Origin of the sequence: Burkholderia sp. A2, from assembly GCF_001729305.1 — a bacterium.
Lineage (GTDB): Bacteria > Pseudomonadota > Gammaproteobacteria > Burkholderiales > Burkholderiaceae > Burkholderia > Burkholderia sola.
Map to the genome: position 1 here is coordinate 31,367 of NZ_LZXX01000091.1, position 18,415 is coordinate 49,781.

Sequence of the window (18,415 nt, forward strand, 5' to 3'; positions counted from 1 at the left end):
CGCGTATCGTGGCACGCGCCCCGTGACAGTCCATTCACACGCGCTGCACGCGGTCGCCCATCGTCGCCAGGCGCGCCATCACGCGGCGGCTCATGTCGGCGAGCGGCACGACCTCGTCCGCACCGCCGAGCGCGATCGCCTCGCGCGGCATTCCGAACACGATGCAGCTCGCCTCGTCCTGCGCGAACGTGTAAGCGCCCGCGCGTTTCATTTCCAGCAGGCCGGCCGCACCGTCGCGGCCCATCCCGGTGAGGATCACCCCGATCGCGTTCTTGCCCGCGTGCGTCGCCGCCGAGCGGAACAGCACGTCGACCGACGGGCGGTGCCGGTTCACCGGCGGCTCGTCCGACAGTTGCGCAATATAGTTCGCGCCGCTTCTCGCGAGCAACAGGTGCGCATGACCCGGCGCGATGTACGCATGGCCCGGCAGCACGCGTTCGCCGTGCTCGGCTTCCTTCACCGCGATCCGGCACAGGCCGTTCAGCCGCTGCGCGAACGATTTCGTGAAGCCCGGCGGCATGTGCTGCGCGATCAGCACGGCCGGCGCGTCCGGCGGCAGCGGCGTCAGCACTTCGCGGATCGCCTCGGTGCCGCCCGTCGACGCGCCGATGATGATCAGCTTCTCGGTACTGACGAGCGGGTTGTTGATCATCGGCGCGGCCGCGGCGCTGTCCGCCGTGCGGGCAACGGCCTGCGGCTGCGGCGCCTGGCGCACGCGCGCGCGCGACGCCGCGCGGATCTTGTCCGCGAGCTTCTCCGCGTAGTCGAGCATCCCGTCGCGAATCCCGACGCGCGGCTTCGTGACGAAATCCACCGCGCCGAGTTCGAGCGCGCGCAGCGTGATTTCCGAGCCGCGCTCGGTCAGCGACGACACCATCACGACCGGCATCGGCCGCAGGCGCATCAGCTTCTCGAGGAAGTCGAGCCCGTCCATGCGCGGCATTTCGACGTCGAGCGTGAGCACGTCGGGGTTGTGCTGCTTGATGAGCTCGCGCGCGACGAGCGGATCGGGCGCGGTCGCGACCACCGTCATGTCGGGCTGGCTGTTGATGATCTCGGTCATCAGGCTGCGGATCAGCGCCGAATCGTCGACGCACAACACTTTGATCTTCTGCACTGCGGTCATGCCTCCTGCTTTCTTGATAGGTTCGCCGTCCGCGCGGCGCCGGCGAGCGCCGCGCTACCGCTGCCGGCCGGCGCGGCGCCGCGCCCGCCGAACAGCTCGATGCGCGGGCGCGCCGGCTGCGGCGCGGCAGGCCGCTTCGCGGCAAACAGCTCGACGTGCGCGCGGCGGGCGCGCTCGGCCTCGCGTGCGAGCGCGGCCTCGCGCTCGGTCACGCCCGGCACCTGCAGCCGCAGCTTCTTCACCATCGCGCGCCCGCTGCGCGGCATGAACGCGACCTTGCGCGGATGCACGCCCTGCAGGTCTTCCGCGGTGATGCGGATGCGCTCGAGCGCGAGGTAGCGGCGCACGAAATCCGCGTTGCGATCGCCGATGTTGATCGTCGTCATCCCGGCCAACACGGCCGCGCCGCCGAACACCTTCGCCTCGAAGCGCTCGCGGCGCCCGCCGGCCTTGATCAACTCGTTGATCAGCACTTCCATCGCATACGCGCCATAGCGCATCGATTCCGACGCGGCCGCGCCCGGGTCGGCGCCGTCGTCCGGCAGCATGAAATGGTTCATCCCGCCGATGCCCGCGTACGGGTCGTGCAGGCACGCGGCGACGCACGAGCCGAGCACGGTCATCAGCACCATGTCCTCGGCGGTCGTGTAGAACTCGTTCGGCAACAGCTTCACGCCGGGGCGCTCGAAGTGATTGTCGAAGTAGCGATTGGTCGCGATCGGCAGTGCGCTCATCCGCGCTCTCCATAGGCGGGCGCGCCGCCCACGGCCCGCGCGCGGCCGGGCGACGGCATCGCGGCCGCCGCGCTCGCCTGCGCGCCGCGCGAGCGCGCACCCTGCTCGGCATCGCGCGTCAGTTCGTACACTGTCTGCCCGCGCAGCCGGAACGCCTGCGTCACGTACGTGAAGTTCTCCGAATGGCCGGCGAACAGCAGCCCGCCCGGCTTCACGAGCGGCTCGAAGCGCGACAGCACCTGCCCCTGCGTCGGCTTGTCGAAATAGATCATCACGTTGCGGCAGAAGATCGCGTCGAACGGCTTCGCGATCCCGTAGTCCGCATCGGTCAGGTTCAGCTGCTCGAAGCGGATCATCGCGCGCAGCTCGGGGCGCACCTTCACGCGGCCGGCCTGCGCGCCCGTGCCCTTCAGGAAGAAGCGCTTGAGCCGCTCCGGCGACAGGTGCTTGACCTGGTCATACGTGTAGATGCCGGCTTCGGCCTTCGCGAGCACCTGCGTGTCGAGATCGGTCGCGAGGATCGTCGCGTTGCGCGCGGCCGTTTCGCCGAGCGCCTCGATCAGCGTGATCGCGATCGAGTACGGCTCCTCGCCGGTCGACGCCGCGGAGCACCAGACCGAGACCGGCGCCGGCCGCGATTTCACGAATTCCGCCAGGATCGGGAAATGGTGCGACTCGCGGAAAAACGCGGTCAGGTTGGTCGTCAGCGCATTGGTGAACGCTTCCCACTCGAGCGGGTCGTCTTCCTGCTCGAGCAGGTCGAGGTAGTCGCGGAACGTGTCGAGGCCGCGCGCCCGCAACCGCCGCGCGAGCCGGCTGTAGGCCATGTCGCGCTTGTGCTCGGACAGCGAGATGCCCGCGCGTTGATGGATCAGCGCGCGGATGCGTGCGAAATCCGCGCCGGTGAACGCGAAGTCGCGCCCCGGCTCGCCCGCGCGAGGCGAGGCATCCGGTGCATCGGGTCGAAACGGCGCGCGCGCGTGCTGCATGGCTTAGAAGGTCTCCCAGTCGTCGTCGGACGCGCCGGCGGTCGCCGGCGCCGGCTTCTCGCCGTTCAGCGCCGGGCGCACGAGCGCGGGCTTCACGGCCGGCTTGTCCGCCGGCGCGGCCGTCTTCGCGAGACGCGGGCCGTAGCCGCCCGCGGCGGTGCCGCCACGGGAGGCCGGTGCATCCTTCTGCGTCCGCGCGGCGGCATCGGTCGCACGCGTCGGTTCGGACGCGGCGGCCGCGGCGCCCGAGGCAGCCGCACGCGACGCCGGCGCGGCGCGCCGTGCCGCCGGTTGGGCCGCAGGCTGCGGCGCCGGCAGCGCGGCGACCGGTGCATCGTGGCGCGACGCCGACGGCAGCGCCGCCGGTTCGTGCGCGACCGGCCGCGCGACGCTGCGCGCCGGCGCGAGCGCGATGCCGCCCGCGACACGCCAGCCCGACACGATCGCCTTCATCTGGCGCGTCTGCTCCTCGAGCGACGCGGCCGCGGCCGCCGCCTGCTCGACGAGCGCCGCGTTCTGCTGCGTGACCGCATCCATCTGGCCGACCGCGCGATTGACCTGCTCGATGCCGGTCGACTGCTCGTCGGACGCGGCGCTGATCTCGCCCATGATGTCGGTCACGCGGCGCACGGCCTGCACGATCTCTTCCATCGTCGAGCCGGCGCGCGCGACGAGCGCCGACCCGCTGTCGACCTTCTCGGCCGAATCGCCGATCAGCTGCTTGATTTCCTTCGCGGCGCTCGCGCTGCGCTGCGCGAGCGAGCGCACCTCGCCCGCGACCACCGCGAAGCCGCGGCCCTGCTCGCCGGCCCGCGCCGCCTCGACGGCCGCGTTCAGCGCGAGGATGTTGGTCTGGAACGCGATGCCTTCGATCGTGCCGATGATGTCGACGACCTTGCCCGAGCTCGCCGCGATGTCCTGCATCGTCGACACGACCTGGCCGACCACGTCGCCGCCCTGCGTCGCGATGTCCGACGCGTTCACCGCGAGCTGGCTCGCCTGCCGCGCGTTCTCCGCGTTCTGCCGCACGGTGCCCGTCAGCTGCTCCATGCTCGACGCGGTTTCCTGCAGCGACGCGGCCTGCTCCTCGGTGCGCTGCGACAGGTCGATGTTGCCGGTCGCGATCTCGCGCGCGCCGACGTCGATCGATTCGGTGCCGCGATGCACGGCCTGCACCATCGTCGTGACGGCTTCCTGCATCCGTTTGATGCCGCCGAACAGGCGGCCGATCTCGTTCGTGCTGGAAACGTTGACCGGCTGCGTGAGGTCGCCGCCGGCAATGCGCTCGAAATGCGCGATCGCGTCCTCGATCGGCTGGACGATCAGCCCGCGCAGCACGAAGCGGATCGCGATCACGACGACGAACGCGATCGCGATGCCGGCCGCGATCAGCGCGATCATCATCGAGATCTGCGACTGCGTCTCGGTCTGACGGTCCTGCGCGCGCTTCTGCAGCGCGGCGATCACGGCCGCCGCCGTCTGGTCGAACGCGACGAACATCGGGCTGATCTTCGTGTCCGCGACCGCGTGGTACGCGGCCATGTCGCCCGCGCGCGCCGCGGCGAACTCGGGCTCGACGCCTTCCTTCACGATCGTCGTGTACCGTGCGGCGAGTTCGTCGAGCAGCGCCTGATCGACACCGAGCTTCGGCGTCGACTGGAACGCCTGCCAGTTCTGGTTCGACTTCGCATACAGCTCCTGCGCGCGGTCGAGCACCTTCGTCGCGTCGGCCGCATTGCCGCCTTCGGTCAGCGTGCGAAAGCGATCGAGCGCGACGCGCGAGCGCAGCAGCTGCGCGGCCGTGTCGTCGAGCGTGTGGATCGCCGGCAGGTCGACGTGCGCGATCTCGTCGAGCGAGCGGCTCGCGTGATCGAGCGCGTAGAGGCCGAGCCCGCCGACCGCGGCGGTCAGGCACACGAGGATGAGTCCGACCGCCGTGAGCGTCGTGCGGATCGACCAGTTATGCAACATTGCAGATTCTCCCGAAATTGCTGCGCGCGCGGCGCGCTTACCCGCCGAGCGTCTCGATCAGCGCCATTTCACGGCTCGACATCAGCTTCTCGATGTCCATCAGGATCAGCATCCGGCCATCGACCGTGCCGAGGCCCGTCAGGTACTCGGTCGTCAGCGTCGCGCCGAATTCCGGCGCCGGCATGATCTGGTCGGTCTGCAGCGTCAGCACGTCCGACACGCCGTCGACCACCATCCCGACCACGCGGTTCGACACGTTCAGGATGATCACGACGGTCTGGTGGTCGTATTCGACGCGGCCGAGGTGGAACTTGATCCGCATGTCGACGATCGGCACGATGATCCCGCGCAGGTTGATCACGCCCTTGATGAACTCGGGCGCGTTCGCGATCCGCGTGACGCTGTCGTAGCCGCGGATTTCCTGCACTTTCAGGATGTCGATCCCGTATTCCTCGTCGCCAAGCGTGAAGACGAGAAATTCCTGGCCCGTCGCATCGCCGTGTTCGGCGTCACGGCGGCTGGTCGCCGCCGCGTTCGCCGCGGCCGTATTGATCATTTGGACTTCAGCAGACACGTTTGCCCCCAATCGGTTGAATGGCGAGAGTCAGAAGACGGCGAGCTCGGCGCCCGCACGGGCGCCGTGCGTCGCACGGGTTTCGCGGTTCAGCGCCGCGACGTCGACGATCAGCGCGACGCTGCCGTCGCCGAGGATGGTCGCCGCCGAGATGCCGTGCACCTTGCGGTAGTTGGTTTCGAGGTTCTTCACGACCACCTGCTGCTGGCCGACCAGCTCGTCGATCAGCATCGCGAAGCGGCGCCCCTCGGTTTCCATGATCGTGACGATCCCCTGGGTCGGGTCGGTGCGCGCGTCGTCGACCGAGAACACCTCGTGCAGCGCGACGAGCGGCAGGTATTCGCCGCGCACGCGCACCACGCGCTCGCCGTTGCCGACCGTGTAGATGTCGTCGTTCGACGGCTGCAGCGACTCCATCACGAAGTTCAGCGGCAGGATGAAGATCTCGCTGCCGACCTTGACCGACATCCCGTCGAGGATCGCGAGCGTGAGCGGCAGCACGATCCGCGTGGTCGTGCCGCGGCCGGCCTGCGACGAGATCTCGACGTGGCCGCCCATCGACTGGATGTTGCGCTTCACGACGTCCATCCCGACGCCGCGGCCCGACACGTCGGTCACCGTCTCGGCGGTCGAGAAGCCCGGCGCGAAGATCAGTTGCCACACTTCGTCGTCGCTGATGTTCTCGGAGATCTGCATGCCCTGCTTCGCGGCCTTCGCGAGAATCCGCTCGCGGTTCAGGCCCGCGCCGTCGTCGCTCACCTCGATCACGATGTTGCCGCCGTGATGCGCGGCCGACAGCACGAGCTGGCCGACCGCGTCCTTGCCGGCGGCGACGCGCTTGTCGACGGTTTCGATCCCGTGGTCGAGGCTGTTGCGCACCAGGTGCGTGAGCGGATCGATGATCCGTTCGATCAGGCTCTTGTCGAGCTCGGTCGCCTGGCCGAACGTCACGAGCTCGACCTGCTTGCCGAGCTTGCCGGCGAGGTCGCGCACGAGCCGCGGGAAGCGGCTGAACACGTAGTCCATCGGCATCATGCGGATCGACATCACCGCTTCCTGCAGGTCGCGCGCATTGCGCTCGAGCTGCGCCATCCCGTTGAACAGGCGGTCGTGCAGCGCCGGATCGAACGCGCTGGCCGTCTCGGCCAGCATCGCCTGCGTGATCACCAGTTCGCCGACGAGGTTGATCAGCTGGTCGACCTTCTCGACGCCGACGCGGATCGAGCTGCCTTCGGCGCCGCCTGCCGCCGCAGCGGCCGGGCGCGCGCGCTTGTCGTCGTGATGCGCGGCGGCGGCCGGCGCCGCGTGTTCGGCCGGCTGCGGCTGAGCGGGTGGTTGCGGCTGCGGCTGCGCTGCGGCGGCCGGCGCCGGGGCGGGCGCCGCGGCAGCCGGTTGCGGCGCGGCTGCCTGCGGCGCGAACACCTCGACGCGCGCGGGCTGCGGGGCGGCGGCCGGTTCAGGAGCTTCGGCCGCCACGGCTGCGGCGGCCGGCGCGACGGCCGGCGCCGCCTGGGCAGCCGGCGCCGTGCCGCGCGCGACGCGGATCTGGCTTTCGTCGATCACGAAGCAGCACACCGCGACGATGTCGTCGGAAGGCACGTCCGATTCGACCCACAGCGTCAGGTCCGCGCCCACTTCCTCGCGGCCGACGATCCGGCCGAGATTGCCGAGTTCTTCGGTGAGCAGCGCCTGGTCCTTCGCGTCGATGCCGACCAGCGTGATCTTCAGATGCGGGCCGTCGGCATCGGCATCGGCATCGGCGTCGGCCGCCGGATGCGCGGCCGCGACGGCCTGCTCGACCACATGGTCGGGCGCACGGTCGCCGCCGACGGCGGGCGCGGCAGCCGGCGCGACGGCGGCGGCAACCGGCGCGGCCGGTGCAGGCGCGGCGGCGGCAGGCGCGCCTGCGCCGCTTTCGGCCTTCAGCCGTTCGAGCTTCGCGCAGATCGCCGCGGCGGCGGCGGCGTCCGGCTCGGCGCTCGCGCGGTAGTCGACGAGCTGGTCGGACAGCACGTCCTTGGTTTCCAGGAACGCGTCGACCATCTCCTTGGTCAGCGTCAGCTCATGGTTGCGCGCACGGTCGAGCAGCGATTCGAGGATGTGCGTCGTATCGGTCAGCGCGGAAAAGCCGAACGTCGCCGCGCCGCCCTTGATCGAATGCGCGGCGCGGAAGATCGCCGCCAGATCCTCGGGATCGGGCGAATCGACGTCGAGGTTCAGCAGCAGCTGCTCCATCTGCGCGAGCAGCTCGTCCGCTTCGTCGAAAAAGGTCTGGTAGAACTGAGTGATGTCGAGAGTCATGCCCGGTCACCGGTTGAAATCGTCGCGTTCATGTCAGGAGGCAGCCGGCTCGGACAGCGTGGCGACCAGGTCGACCAGCACGCCCGGGTCGATCGGCTTTTCGATCCAGCCGGTCGCGCCCGCGTCGCGTGCGGCGTCCTTGAACGCGTCGCTGCCTTCGGTCGTCAGGATGAGGATCGGCGTGTCCGCGTACGCGGTCAGCTTGCGCAGCGCGGCGATCACCTCGAGCCCGCTCTTGCGCGGCATGTTCTGGTCGGTCAGGACCAGGTCGTACGGCGTCGTGGCCGCCATGTCGAAGCCGGCTTCGCCGTCCGGCGCCACCGTCACGTCGTAGCCGGCCTGCGCGAGCGTGGCCTGCAGCAGCGCACGCATGGTCGCGGAGTCGTCGATGGCGAGAATGGTTCGGATCATGTCTGTCTCGGAAACGTCAGGGTTTCGGCGCCACGGCGACGGCGCTCGCCACGACCGGACGCGCCGCCGGCGTCGGGCCGCCGAGCTGCTGCGCGAGCAGCTTCGAGCCGGCCGCGTCGGCGGACAGCGTCGTCGTCGTCGCGTCGTCGCGCATCAGCGCTTCTTCGGATTTGCGATTCAGCACGATCACGCTGATCCGGCGGTTTTCCGGATCGAGCGGATCGGCCTTGTTCAGGTTCTGCGTCGACGCGAGGCCCAGCACGCGCAGCACTTTCGCCTCGTCCATGCCGCCGGAGATCAGTTCGCGGCGCGATGCGTTCGCGCGATCGGCCGACAGCTCCCAGTTGCTGTAGCCGCCCTCGCCGCCCGCGTACGGCACGGCGTCGGTGTGGCCCTGGACGATGATCCGGTTCGGCACGTCGTTCAGCGTCTTGCCGATCTCGCGCAGGATGTCGCGCATGTACGGCTCGACGTGGTCGCTCGACATCGCGAACATCGGTCGCTTCTGCGAATCGACGATCTCGATGCGCAGCCCCATCAGCGTCGAATCGATGCGGATCTGCTGCTTGAACTGGCGCAGCGTCGGATTGGCCTCGATCGCGGCCATCAGCTTGATCTGCAGGTCGTGCAGGCGCGTCTGCTCGAGCCGGTCCTGCGCGCCCTGTGCCTGCGACCGCGAATGCTCGTCGCCCGCCTTCGCGAGGCGCTCGGCGAGCGACGTCGTGCCGTCGGTGCGGCGCAGCGTGCCGGCATCCGTGCTCGACAGGTCGCGGCCGCCGCCGTTGATGATGCTGGAATCCTGCGAGCTGCGGTCGCCGCTGCCGAGAATCGCGGCCTTCAGCGGCATGTTGAAGTATTCGGCGATCCCCTTCAGCTGCACCGGCGTGACCGAGCTCAGCAGCCACATCAGCAGGAAGAACGCCATCATCGCGGTCATGAAGTCCGCGTACGCGAGCTTCCATGCGCCGCCGTGGTGGCCCTTCTTCGCCGGGGCCACCCGCTTGACGACGATCGCGCGATCCTTGCTCTTGCTCATCGGTGGCTCCGCATCACTTCGCCTTCACGCGGCGCACGTGCTCTTCGAGCTCGGAGAACGACGGACGCTCGGTCGAGAACAGCACCTTGCGGCCGAACTCGACCGCGATCGCCGGCGCATAGCCGTTCAACGTCGCGAGGATCGTCACCTTGATGCACTGGAACATCTTGGTCGACTCGGCCACGCGCTGCTCCGCGAGGCTCGCGAGCGGCCCGATCAGCCCGTACGACAGCAGGATCCCGAGGAACGTGCCGACCAGCGCCTGCGCGATCATCGCGCCGAGCACCGCGGGCGGCTTGTCGGCCGAGGCCATCGTGTGCACGACGCCCATCACGGCCGCGACGATCCCGAACGCCGGCATCGCGTCGCCGACGCGCATCAGCGCGTGCGCCGGGCCTTCGCCTTCCGTGTGGTGCGTCTCGATCTCCTCGTCCATCAGGCTTTCGATCTCGAACGCGTTCATGTTGCCGCCCACCATCAGGCGCAGGTAGTCGGTCAGGAATTCGACGATGTGATGATCGGCAAGGATCTTCGGGTATTGCGTGAAGATCGGGCTCTTTTCCGGATCGTCGATGTCGGCTTCGAGCGTCAGCGTGCCTTCCTTGCGTGCCTTCGCGAGCAGCACGTAAAGAAGCGCCATCAGCTCCATATAGACGTCCTTCGTGTATTTCGAGCCCTTGAAGAGCGTCGGCAGCACGCGCAGCGTGGCCTTGATGGTCTTGCCGCCGTTGCCGAGGATGAACGCGCCGACGCCGGCACCCACGATCATCAGGATCTCGATGGGCTGGATCAGGGCGCCCAGATGCCCGCCTGCCAGCGCATAACCGCCGAAGACGGACAACAGCGTCACGAGTGTTCCCACGATAATCAGCACTGCCTGTCCCTCACGAAAGACCGGCGGGAAGACCGCCGTTAAACAGGTTTACGGCAGTCGGCAGGAAAACTTTCGCGGCCGCCCGGCGGCGGCCCGACGGTGTTTACCAGCAATGCGCGGACGATTCGCGCGGCCCGCGGACGTCGCTCGCGCGCCGCTCGCGGCCCGTCCGGCCCTGCCCGGGCCGGCGCTCAGGCCACGGCGGCGGCCAGTTCGGCGCGCGCGGCGGCGGCCTTGCGGGTCTTGCCGGCGCGCGACGGCGGCTGGCACAGGCCGCACACGAAACCTTGATGCGGATCATGCGCGTGGGCGACGAAGTGGCCGCCGCAGCGCGTGCACGGCGTCATCTGCAGCATCCCCGAATCGAAGAAGCGCACCAGCGTCCATGCCCGCGTGAGGCTCAGCGCGGCCTCGTCGCCGGACAGGTTCACGTGCTCCAGATACAGCCGGTACGCCTTCACGATCGACTGGATCGGCTCGCAGCGGCCGTGGTCCTGCATGAACCGGTACATGTTGTAGAACAGCGACGAGTGGATGTTCGGCTGCCACGTCATGAACCAGTCGGTCGAGAACGGCAGCATCCCCTTCGGCGGCGACACGCCCTTCAGTTCCTTGTACAGCTTGATCAGACGGTCCCGCGACAGGCTCGTCTCCGCCTCCAGCAGCTGCAGCCGGGCGCCCAGTTCGATGAGTTCGATGGCGAGGGTGATTTCCTTCACCTCGATCACGACGCTTTTGCTTGCCATGGTGATAACCGTCCGCTTGACGTTATGCGAATGAATGGCCAATACGCTGCCGGCCGGCGCGGCACGCCGGGACACACGCAAGGCGGGATGGATCAGCGGACGCCTTCGACCTGCTGCCCGGCCATCAGGATGGCCGAGTGGGCGTGCGCGACGACATCGCTGCGGCCCTTGTCGGCGAGCGACGAGAGCAGCGCGTGATCGTCGAAGCGGAAGCGGCACAGCATCTGGTTCGACGCGGCCAGCTTCACGGTCTGCGCGAGCGTGAGGTTGGCGAGCACGTCGGCGAGTTCCTGGGAAATGCCCATGCGAAACATGCCCATCGCCTTGTCTTCCCGCAGCAGTCGCTGCGCGAGGAGGAGGTACGACAGGTTGACCTCTTTGATCTCACTGAGCATTTCACTGGTAGCGCTCATGATTCCCCCGTTAAAAAGCTGTGCTTTGGCCATTCATGTTATGAAAACGTTTGCTCGATCAGCGCGCACCGGGCGCTCAGTCGGCTCGTTTATAGTCTTACAGGGCGAATTTTGGCCAAACGGGATTTATGTCGGTATCAGCGAAGTGGCGTATGCCATGCAGGATTTGTCTGTAAACCGTGTAGGAATTTTTCCGACAAGGCGAATTGAAAGGGGCCATCGGAAAAACGGGGTGCAACGCGGATTCGGTTGCGAGGGGAGCCCGATCGCCGCCGCGCCGGTGGCGGAAGGCTTGCCGGCAAGGCGCCGGCAATCGGATCGGTAAAAATTATAGTGGTTTTTCACGATAGCGCAACAATAGTTATGGCTGTCGCGATTCACGATTCCGTGCCCTTTTTCTCGGGGTTTTTGCGTATTTCATCGTGTAACAAGCCTTAAGTGTTTGAAAAAACACTCGAACCCCTCAGGGCGATATCGATAATGGACTCCAATGGGCGGCGGCGCGAGCCGTGCCGGCCCGCCCCGCAGCTTGCCGTCCGGCGCTCCGCGCAGCCCGCCCAGGGCCCGGCCACGTAGCGCGAACCGCGTGCGTCGGCAAGTTCCGCAACCTTGTACGGGATCCGCATCGGCGCCGTCGCGCGCTCGGATCGACACAGGAGAACACCCATGCGAATTGCCCAGATCGCGCCGCTTTACGAAGCCGTTCCGCCGAAACTCTACGGCGGCACCGAGCGAGTCGTGTCCTACCTCACCGAGGCGCTCGTCGAACTCGGCCATGACGTGACGCTGTTCGCCAGCGGCGACTCCGTCACGTCGGCCCGTCTCGAGGCGGCGTGGCCGCGCGCACTGCGGCTCGACCCGTCGGTCCGCGATTCGATGGCGCCCCATATGCGGCTGCTCGAGCAGGTCGCCCGGGTCGCGCACGAATTCGACGTGCTGCACTTCCACCTCGACTACCTGCCGTTCCCGCTGATGTCGCGCCTCGACACGCCGTACGTGACGACGCTGCACGGCCGTCTCGACCTGCCGGAGCTGCAGCCGGTGTTCGACGCGTTCCCGGATTCGCCGGTCGTGTCGATCTCGAACAACCAGCGCAAGCCGCTCCCGCAGGCCGCGTGGGCCGGCACCGTGTACCACGGGCTGCCCGACACCCTGCTCATGCCGCAGCCGGACGTGAAGCCCGAATACCTCGCGTTCCTCGGCCGGATCTGTCCCGAAAAGCGTGTCGACACCGCGATCCGGATCGCCGCGCAAAGCGGGCTGCCGCTGAAGATCGCCGCGAAGGTCGACAAGGCCGACGCCGACTACTTCAAGGAAGTGATCGAGCCGCTGCTCGGCCAGGCGCATGTCGAATTCATCGGCGAGATCAACGAAGCGCAAAAGCCCGCGTTCCTGTCCGGCGCGAAGGCGCTCCTGTTCCCGATCGACTGGCCGGAGCCGTTCGGCCTGGTGATGATCGAGGCGATGGCCTGCGGCACGCCGGTCGTCGCGTTCAACCGCGGCTCGGTGCCGGAAGTGATCGAGGACGGCGTGACCGGCTTCATCGTCGAGGACGTGCAGGGCGCGGTCGGCGCGCTGCACCGGATCGACAGCCTGTCGCGCCCCGCGATCCGCGCGCGTTTCGACACGCGGTTCAGCTCGAAGGCAATGGCGCAGCGCTACGTCGAGACCTACGAATCGCTTTGCGCGGCAACCAAGCAACCGGCATTGCGCCGGGTCGCGGGCGCCTGACACGGAAATCCGCGCGGAAATCGGTGGTAAATCCGCGCGGAAATCGACGCGCAAAACAAAAGAGCCGCATCGTCGATGCGGCTCTTTCCATTTGGCTTTCCGTCACTCGATCAGGAAACGATCGCGGTTTTTGCCGACGATCCAATTCGGCGGCTTGCCGCGCCCGCTCCAGGTTGCACCCGACTTCGGATCGCGGTATTTCGGCGGCAGCGGCGCCTTCTTCGGCGGACGCCCGCGCCGCGCTCGTTCCGCGAAGCCCAGATCCTGGGCCGTCAGGCCATATTCGGCAATCATTCGCTGGACATCGGCGATCACCGCCGCCACTTCCTGGCGCCGCACGTCGTCCGCCTGCGCTTGCAGATCGGCGATCTGCGCCTTGAGTTTCGCGTATTGAGACATTTTTCGACTCCCCTTTTCGATGATGCGGCCCCGGCGAATCCGGCCGGGACACCAACATCCGTTACGTCATCCGCACTGCCGCCCTGCCCTTCGAAATTAATGCTGCCATCTTTAACCGAATCGCCTATATCGAGAATGCGGACTTATTCTAATAAAAGGCATTCGTCAGCCATTCAAATTTAACAATCGTTTACCCTCCCGCGCCCGATTCATTTCCTATAATCCAGACCAATTCCCGGTAGCGCAATAAATTCGGTGCGTCGCCCCGGGTCTTCAATCCACTTGGACGAGGTCCTTACATGAATCTTTCTCAGCGTCTCGCTGCAGAGGTATTCGGCACGTTCTGGCTGGTGCTCGGCGGGTGCGGAAGCGCCGTGCTGGCCGCCGCCTTTCCGGGCCTCGGCATCGGCTTTGCCGGCGTCGCACTCGCCTTCGGCCTGACCGTGCTGACGATGGCATTCGCAATCGGCCACATCTCGGGTTGCCACCTGAATCCGGCGGTCAGCGTCGGCCTGACGGTCGCCGGCCGCTTCCCGGTACGCGATCTCGCGCCGTACATCGTCGCGCAGGTCGTCGGCGCCACGCTGGGCGCATTCGTGCTGTACCTGATCGCAACCGGCAAGCCGGGTTTCGACGTGGTCGGCAGCGGCTTTGCGACGAACGGCTTCGGCGATCGCTCGCCCGGCCACTACTCGCTCGCCGCATCGTTCATCTGCGAGGTCGTGATGACGGGCTTCTTCCTGTTCGTGATCCTCGGCGCGACCGACAAGCGCGGCGTGCCGGCCGGCTTCGCGCCGATCGCGATCGGGCTGTGCCTGACGCTGATTCACCTGATCTCGATCCCGGTCACCAACACGTCGGTGAACCCGGCGCGCTCGACCGGCCCGGCGCTGTTCGTCGGCGGCGACGCGATCGGCCAGCTCTGGCTGTTCTGGGTCGCGCCGCTGATCGGCGCGGTACTCGCCGGGATCATCTACCCGCTGGTCGCCGGACGTGACGACGCCGTCGACCTGCTGCCCGCATCCGCTCGCACAAGCGAATAAAACACTACGGGGTCAAGCGAGCAGAGCAGCGAGCCTCACGCTGTCGAAGAACACGAGGCAAGTCATTTCGACGGGCGCCCCTGCGGCGCCCGTTTTTCATTTCCGCGCACGGAAACAGCGCCGGGGCGGGCGCTCAGGACGCGACGACGTCGTCTTCGAGCGAGAACAGCGTGCGCAGGTGGCGGGCGACGCCCGCGTCGAAGTTGTTGCCGATCCGCGGGACGTGCGGCAGCCGCGCCACCAGGTCGGGGTTCGCGTTGTTCATCATGAATGCATGACCGGCGGTTTCGAGCAGGTCGATGTCGTTCATGTTGTCGCCGAACGCGATGCAGTGGCCGGTATCGACGCCGAGCCGCGCGAGCACGGTGCGCAGCGCGCGCCCCTTCGACACGTTCGCGGTCATCACTTCGAGGCAGTCAGGCAGCGAGTACGTGACGTACAGCGTATCGCCGAACCGCACGCGCATCTGCTCGGCGACGAGCGCCAGATCGGCCGGTTCGCCGATATACAGCACCTTCGCGATATTCGCGCCGTCGTGCGCGGCCATGTCGATCACGTCGTACCGGAAGCCCGAATCCTGGTGGAATTCGAGCAGGTGCGGCGCTTCGCGGTCGATCAGCCAGCCGTCGTTGGTGAACAGGTTGACGATCACGCGGCCGTGCGCGCCGACGACTTCCGGCTGCACGAGGCGGCGAACGATCGCTGCGTCGACGTCCTGCGAATGGATCGTCGTGTCGTCCGGCGCATGCACGCGCGCGCCGTTCGACGTGATCAGGTACGGCCGGATGCCCAGCACGTCGCGAATGCCGGCGACGTCCGCATAGTGGCGCCCCGTGGCGATCACGAACTGCACGCCGTCGCGGTCGAGCCGGCGAACGGTGTCGATCGTGTACGGGTCGAGCTGGTGGTCGCTGTTCAGCAGCGTACCGTCGAGATCGGTGGCGATGACTTTGTACATGGGACGGGAGAGCGGCGCTCGCGGCACGGAGGAAGCGTCATTTTAACGTCGTGCCCCGCCGCGCGCCGGACGGTTGCCGGCCACACGCGGCCCGAGGTGCTGCTGCGGCGCGGCATCCATCCCGCTCGCGCTCAGCTCAGCCACCCTCCGTCGCCCGCAGCGCACGCAGCGCGAGCCGCAGCGCACCATGTGCCGAATCGTCGAGCGGCGCGCGCAGCCGGGCGGCGTGCCGTGCCGGCACGGCGGGCGCAAGCGCGTCCGCCAGCCCGCCGCACAGCGCGACCGGCAGCGCCTGCTGAGGATCGAGCGCGTCGATCATCTTGCCGATCTCGTCGCCGGCCTGCGCGATCAGCGCGCTCGCGACCGGATGCGTGCGGTGCGCGAACACGATCGGCGCGAGACGCGCGTAGATCGTCTGGTTCGCGTCGCACGACCACTGGACGAGCGCGTCGCGATCCTGCGCGCCCGTTTCCGCGAGCAGGGCCGTGGCGAACGCGTCGCGCGGCACGCGGCCGTCGAGCGCCTGTTGCGCATAGGCGAGCGCGCGCACGCCGAGCCACGCGCCGCTCGCCTCGTCGCCGGACGGAAAGCCGAAACCGCCCGCGATCCGGCACGCGCCGTCCGCATCGAGCGCCGCCGCGATGCTGCCGGTGCCGAGCGCGACGATGAGCCCCGGCGCGCCGCCATGCGCACCGACGACGGTCGTATACGCGTCGCTCTCGATCGCGAGCGCGCCGAGCGGCGCCTGCGCGCGGAATGCGGCGAGCCATGCCGCGTTGTTGACGCCGGCGAGCCCGCAGCCGAGCGCGCACTGCGACCAGTCGAACGCGAGGCCGGCGTGCATGAACGCGTCCGCGCACGCCGCCCCGATCGACGCCCATGCGCGCTCGATGCCGAGACCGAGCCCGGACGGGCCGCCGCGCCCCTGCGCGAGCTCGCGCCCGTGCCGATCGGCCAGCACCGCGCGCGTGCCCGTGCCGCCGCCGTCGATGCCGATCGCAAAAAGTAATGCCGCCATGCCTTCATCCCGCTGATTCGAACAGGCGCCAAGCTTAACCGGATCGGCGCCGCGCGCCCATCTGCCGTTCGGCCGACTATTCCGCCAAAAGGGCTTCCGCTATGCTGGCGCGATCGAATCGATACTGAAAACGAGGCAGACGATGTCGCAGCGGTGCAACTGGGTGAAGACGGAAGCGGACGCTCACTACCACGATACCGAGTGGGGCGTGCCGTCGCACGACGATCGCCACCTGTTCGAAATGCTGATCCTGGAAGGCGCGCAGGCCGGGCTGTCGTGGTCGACGATCCTGAACAAGCGCGCGGGCTATCGCGAAGCGTTCGCCGATTTCGACGTCGATGCCGTCGCGCGCTTCACGCCCAAGCGCATCGAGAAATTGCTGGAGAACCCGGGCATCGTACGCAACCGCGCGAAGGTCGAATCGGCGGTGACCAACGCGCGCGCGGTGCAGCGCATTCGCGAGGAGCATGGGTCGCTCGCCGCGTTCCTGTGGTCGTTCGTCGGCGACACGCCGATCCAGAATGCGTGGCAGTCGTACCGCGACGCGCCCGCATCGACCGAGCAGTCCGACGCGCTCAGCAAGGCGCTGAAAGCGTACGGTTGCAAGTTCGTCGGCTCGACGATCTGCTATGCGCTGATGCAGGCAACCGGTATGGTCAACGATCACGAAGCCGGCTGCCCGTGCCACGCGCAGTGCGCGGCGCTCGGCGGCAAGCAGCCGGCACGCCGGCGCAAGGCGGGCTGACAGCGCCGGCCCAAACGTGGCATCGGCGCCGCGCTGCTGCCCCGCGGCGGCGGCGCCGTCCGCTTGCCGCTTGCCGCCTGACCTTTACCGCGCGGCGCGCGACGAAGACGCCGCCGGCACGACCGGCCGCCCGCTCCGCGCGGCCCGCACGCGTGCGCTGCGCTTCTTCACCCAGATGCAGACGCCCGTCACGCTCAGCATCGCGATCACGATGCCGAGCATGCTGACGGCGACCCGTCCGGCGACCCCGGCGATGCGCCCCGAGTGCAGCGGAAATTGCGCCTGCATGAACAGGTCGCCGGCCGAACCGCGGCCCGGCACCTGTGCCGCGACGGGCTTGCCGGTCACCGCATTCCAGTACAGCCACGCATTGCCGAGCCCGACGTCGCCATGGTCGTTGCCCGGCGTGAAGAACCCGACCGCATAGGCGTTCATCGCCGGCGCGAACAGCAGCGCGCCCGGCGGCGCGACGATCCCCGCGTCGCGGCCGGCCGAGCGCGCGATCTCGACGATCCGTTCGCGCGGCAGCACCTGGCTGCCCGGCCGGGCCGGCGGGAAATGTTCGGGATTCGTATACGGCGTTTCGGCGAGCGGCGAAACCAGCGACACCAGCGGGCGCACGACCGGAACGGCGAGGTTCATCGAGATCGACGTGACCGCGACGACGAGCAGCAGCCCCCACACCCACACGCCGCCCGAGCGGTGCAGGTCGAACACGAGCGGATAGCCGCCGCGCCGCAGGCGAAACACGAACGACTTGCGCCAGCTTTTCAGGTTCGGAAACGCAAGCACGAGCGCGATCAGGCTGTCGATCGCCCACACGATGCCGACGACGCCCATCACCCAGAACCCGAAATTGATCCCGCCATACACGGGCAGGAACAGCGAGTAGTGCAGCCGGTAGATGAACGGCATCAGGTCGAGCCGCGCGAGCGACGGCGCCCCCCATTCGCGGCGGCCCTGCACCGCGCCGGTCGCGGGATCGATGGCGATCTGGCTGAAACCGAGTGCGTACGGCTGGCCGGTCGCCGGATCGAGACGCGGCATCACGCCCGCCTGCAGCGTGTGCCCCGGTTCGACCGCGAGCGGCAGATAGGTCACCTGCACGCGCGGATCGGCGGCCTCGATGCGCGCCGCGAGTTCGAGCGGCGCAAGCGGCGTCGCGCCGCTGCGCGCGGTATAGAAATCCGGGTTCAGCGCCGCGTCGAGCTCGTGGTCCCACGCGATCAGCGCGCCGGTGAGCCCCGCGACGAACAGGAACAGCGCGATGGCGAGCCCGAACCAGCGGTGCAGGCGCACGAGAAACGGTCGCACGAACGCATTCATCGCGTGCGCAGCGAACGGAA

General features: G+C 68.2%; 18 protein-coding genes. 3 read left to right on the plus strand and 15 right to left on the minus strand.

The window, feature by feature from the left end; genetic code table 11:
- Positions 1 to 34: 34 nt before the first annotated feature.
- The 11 genes from A9Z05_RS14490 to flhD all read right to left on the minus strand — a co-directional run bounded on the left by A9Z05_RS14490 (position 35) and on the right by flhD (position 11,175).
- On the minus strand, positions 35 to 1,126 hold the full coding sequence (locus A9Z05_RS14490; RefSeq protein ID WP_069618699.1) for a chemotaxis response regulator protein-glutamate methylesterase: 1,092 nt from the start codon (positions 1,124 to 1,126) through the stop codon (positions 35 to 37).
- Complete coding sequence (cheD, locus tag A9Z05_RS14495) at positions 1,123 to 1,860, minus strand: chemoreceptor glutamine deamidase CheD (protein ID WP_069618700.1); 738 nt, start codon at positions 1,858 to 1,860, stop codon at positions 1,123 to 1,125. Before cheD ends, A9Z05_RS14490 begins: the two co-directional genes overlap by 4 nt.
- Positions 1,857 to 2,849, minus strand: coding sequence for a CheR family methyltransferase (locus tag A9Z05_RS14500; RefSeq protein WP_069618701.1), 993 nt, complete (start codon positions 2,847 to 2,849; stop codon positions 1,857 to 1,859). Before A9Z05_RS14500 ends, cheD begins: the two co-directional genes overlap by 4 nt.
- A 3-nt stretch (positions 2,850 to 2,852) precedes the next feature.
- Positions 2,853 to 4,820 carry a methyl-accepting chemotaxis protein gene (locus A9Z05_RS14505; RefSeq protein ID WP_069618702.1) on the minus strand — a complete coding sequence of 656 codons (1,968 nt, stop codon included), beginning with the start codon at positions 4,818 to 4,820 and terminating at the stop codon, positions 2,853 to 2,855.
- A gap of 37 nt (positions 4,821 to 4,857) precedes the next feature.
- Positions 4,858 to 5,376, minus strand: a complete 519-nt coding sequence (gene cheW / locus A9Z05_RS14510) for a chemotaxis protein CheW (protein WP_050016005.1) — start codon at positions 5,374 to 5,376, stop codon at positions 4,858 to 4,860.
- 48 nt (positions 5,377 to 5,424) lie between these two features.
- Positions 5,425 to 7,695, minus strand: coding sequence for a chemotaxis protein CheA (gene cheA / locus A9Z05_RS14515; protein WP_069618703.1), 2,271 nt, complete (start codon positions 7,693 to 7,695; stop codon positions 5,425 to 5,427).
- A gap of 33 nt (positions 7,696 to 7,728) precedes the next feature.
- Positions 7,729 to 8,106: a response regulator gene (locus A9Z05_RS14520; protein ID WP_050016002.1), complete on the minus strand. Its 378-nt coding sequence runs from the start codon at positions 8,104 to 8,106 to the stop codon at positions 7,729 to 7,731.
- Between the two features lie 16 nt (positions 8,107 to 8,122).
- A complete protein-coding gene (motB, locus tag A9Z05_RS14525; protein WP_069618704.1) occupies positions 8,123 to 9,142 on the minus strand; it encodes a flagellar motor protein MotB in 1,020 nt (339 codons plus the stop codon).
- 13 nt (positions 9,143 to 9,155) lie between these two features.
- A complete protein-coding gene (motA, locus tag A9Z05_RS14530; protein ID WP_050015994.1) occupies positions 9,156 to 10,016 on the minus strand; it encodes a flagellar motor stator protein MotA in 861 nt (286 codons plus the stop codon).
- Positions 10,017 to 10,207: 191 nt separating this feature from the next.
- Complete coding sequence (gene flhC, locus A9Z05_RS14535) at positions 10,208 to 10,762, minus strand: flagellar transcriptional regulator FlhC (RefSeq protein ID WP_069618705.1); 555 nt, start codon at positions 10,760 to 10,762, stop codon at positions 10,208 to 10,210.
- Positions 10,763 to 10,854: 92 nt separating this feature from the next.
- Positions 10,855 to 11,175: a flagellar transcriptional regulator FlhD gene (gene flhD / locus A9Z05_RS14540; RefSeq protein WP_011350590.1), complete on the minus strand. Its 321-nt coding sequence runs from the start codon at positions 11,173 to 11,175 to the stop codon at positions 10,855 to 10,857.
- A gap of 666 nt (positions 11,176 to 11,841) precedes the next feature.
- Here flhD and A9Z05_RS14545 point away from each other — a divergent pair.
- Positions 11,842 to 12,906, plus strand: a complete 1,065-nt coding sequence (locus A9Z05_RS14545; protein WP_069618706.1) for a glycosyltransferase family 4 protein — start codon at positions 11,842 to 11,844, stop codon at positions 12,904 to 12,906.
- 102 nt (positions 12,907 to 13,008) lie between these two features.
- Here the strand turns inward: A9Z05_RS14545 and A9Z05_RS14550 are convergent, their stop codons facing one another.
- Positions 13,009 to 13,305: an H-NS histone family protein gene (locus tag A9Z05_RS14550; RefSeq protein WP_006489320.1), complete on the minus strand. Its 297-nt coding sequence runs from the start codon at positions 13,303 to 13,305 to the stop codon at positions 13,009 to 13,011.
- A 299-nt stretch (positions 13,306 to 13,604) separates the two neighbouring features.
- Here A9Z05_RS14550 and aqpZ point away from each other — a divergent pair, with 299 nt between their 5' ends.
- Positions 13,605 to 14,348: an aquaporin Z gene (aqpZ, locus tag A9Z05_RS14555; RefSeq protein WP_069618707.1), complete on the plus strand. Its 744-nt coding sequence runs from the start codon at positions 13,605 to 13,607 to the stop codon at positions 14,346 to 14,348.
- Positions 14,349 to 14,481: 133 nt separating this feature from the next.
- Here aqpZ and A9Z05_RS14560 read toward each other — a convergent pair whose 3' ends face one another.
- Positions 14,482 to 15,306 carry a Cof-type HAD-IIB family hydrolase gene (locus A9Z05_RS14560; protein ID WP_069618708.1) on the minus strand — a complete coding sequence of 275 codons (825 nt, stop codon included), beginning with the start codon at positions 15,304 to 15,306 and terminating at the stop codon, positions 14,482 to 14,484.
- A 136-nt stretch (positions 15,307 to 15,442) separates the two neighbouring features.
- On the minus strand, positions 15,443 to 16,324 hold the full coding sequence (locus A9Z05_RS14565) for a BadF/BadG/BcrA/BcrD ATPase family protein (RefSeq protein WP_069618709.1): 882 nt from the start codon (positions 16,322 to 16,324) through the stop codon (positions 15,443 to 15,445).
- A 142-nt stretch (positions 16,325 to 16,466) separates the two neighbouring features.
- On the opposite strand from A9Z05_RS14565, the gene A9Z05_RS14570 reads away from it, so the two are divergent.
- The gene (locus A9Z05_RS14570) at positions 16,467 to 17,069 is read left to right on the plus strand and encodes a DNA-3-methyladenine glycosylase I (RefSeq protein ID WP_069618710.1); all 603 of its coding nucleotides are present in this window, start codon (positions 16,467 to 16,469) and stop codon (positions 17,067 to 17,069) included.
- An 84-nt stretch (positions 17,070 to 17,153) separates the two neighbouring features.
- Here the strand turns inward: A9Z05_RS14570 and A9Z05_RS14575 are convergent, their stop codons facing one another.
- Positions 17,154 to 18,395: a PepSY domain-containing protein gene (locus A9Z05_RS14575; protein WP_069618834.1), complete on the minus strand. Its 1,242-nt coding sequence runs from the start codon at positions 18,393 to 18,395 to the stop codon at positions 17,154 to 17,156.
- Between the last annotated feature and the right edge of the window lie 20 nt (positions 18,396 to 18,415).

Coding starts and splice junctions, on each gene's coding strand:
- A9Z05_RS14500 (WP_069618701.1), bottom strand. CDS start 2,849: ATGCAGCACGCGCGCGCGCCGTTTCGACCCGATGCACCGGATGCCTCG.
- motB (WP_069618704.1), bottom strand. CDS start 9,142: ATGAGCAAGAGCAAGGATCGCGCGATCGTCGTCAAGCGGGTGGCCCCG.
- cheA (WP_069618703.1), bottom strand. CDS start 7,695: ATGACTCTCGACATCACTCAGTTCTACCAGACCTTTTTCGACGAAGCG.
- A9Z05_RS14565 (WP_069618709.1), bottom strand. CDS start 16,324: ATGGCGGCATTACTTTTTGCGATCGGCATCGACGGCGGCGGCACGGGC.
- A9Z05_RS14550 (WP_006489320.1), bottom strand. CDS start 13,305: ATGTCTCAATACGCGAAACTCAAGGCGCAGATCGCCGATCTGCAAGCG.
- A9Z05_RS14520 (WP_050016002.1), bottom strand. CDS start 8,106: ATGATCCGAACCATTCTCGCCATCGACGACTCCGCGACCATGCGTGCG.
- A9Z05_RS14490 (WP_069618699.1), bottom strand. CDS start 1,126: ATGACCGCAGTGCAGAAGATCAAAGTGTTGTGCGTCGACGATTCGGCG.
- cheW (WP_050016005.1), bottom strand. CDS start 5,376: ATGATCAATACGGCCGCGGCGAACGCGGCGGCGACCAGCCGCCGTGAC.
- flhD (WP_011350590.1), bottom strand. CDS start 11,175: ATGAGCGCTACCAGTGAAATGCTCAGTGAGATCAAAGAGGTCAACCTG.
- flhC (WP_069618705.1), bottom strand. CDS start 10,762: ATGGCAAGCAAAAGCGTCGTGATCGAGGTGAAGGAAATCACCCTCGCC.
- A9Z05_RS14575 (WP_069618834.1), bottom strand. CDS start 18,395: ATGAATGCGTTCGTGCGACCGTTTCTCGTGCGCCTGCACCGCTGGTTC.
- A9Z05_RS14545 (WP_069618706.1), top strand. CDS start 11,842: ATGCGAATTGCCCAGATCGCGCCGCTTTACGAAGCCGTTCCGCCGAAA.
- A9Z05_RS14560 (WP_069618708.1), bottom strand. CDS start 15,306: ATGTACAAAGTCATCGCCACCGATCTCGACGGTACGCTGCTGAACAGC.
- A9Z05_RS14570 (WP_069618710.1), top strand. CDS start 16,467: ATGTCGCAGCGGTGCAACTGGGTGAAGACGGAAGCGGACGCTCACTAC.
- cheD (WP_069618700.1), bottom strand. CDS start 1,860: ATGAGCGCACTGCCGATCGCGACCAATCGCTACTTCGACAATCACTTC.
- aqpZ (WP_069618707.1), top strand. CDS start 13,605: ATGAATCTTTCTCAGCGTCTCGCTGCAGAGGTATTCGGCACGTTCTGG.
- A9Z05_RS14505 (WP_069618702.1), bottom strand. CDS start 4,820: ATGTTGCATAACTGGTCGATCCGCACGACGCTCACGGCGGTCGGACTC.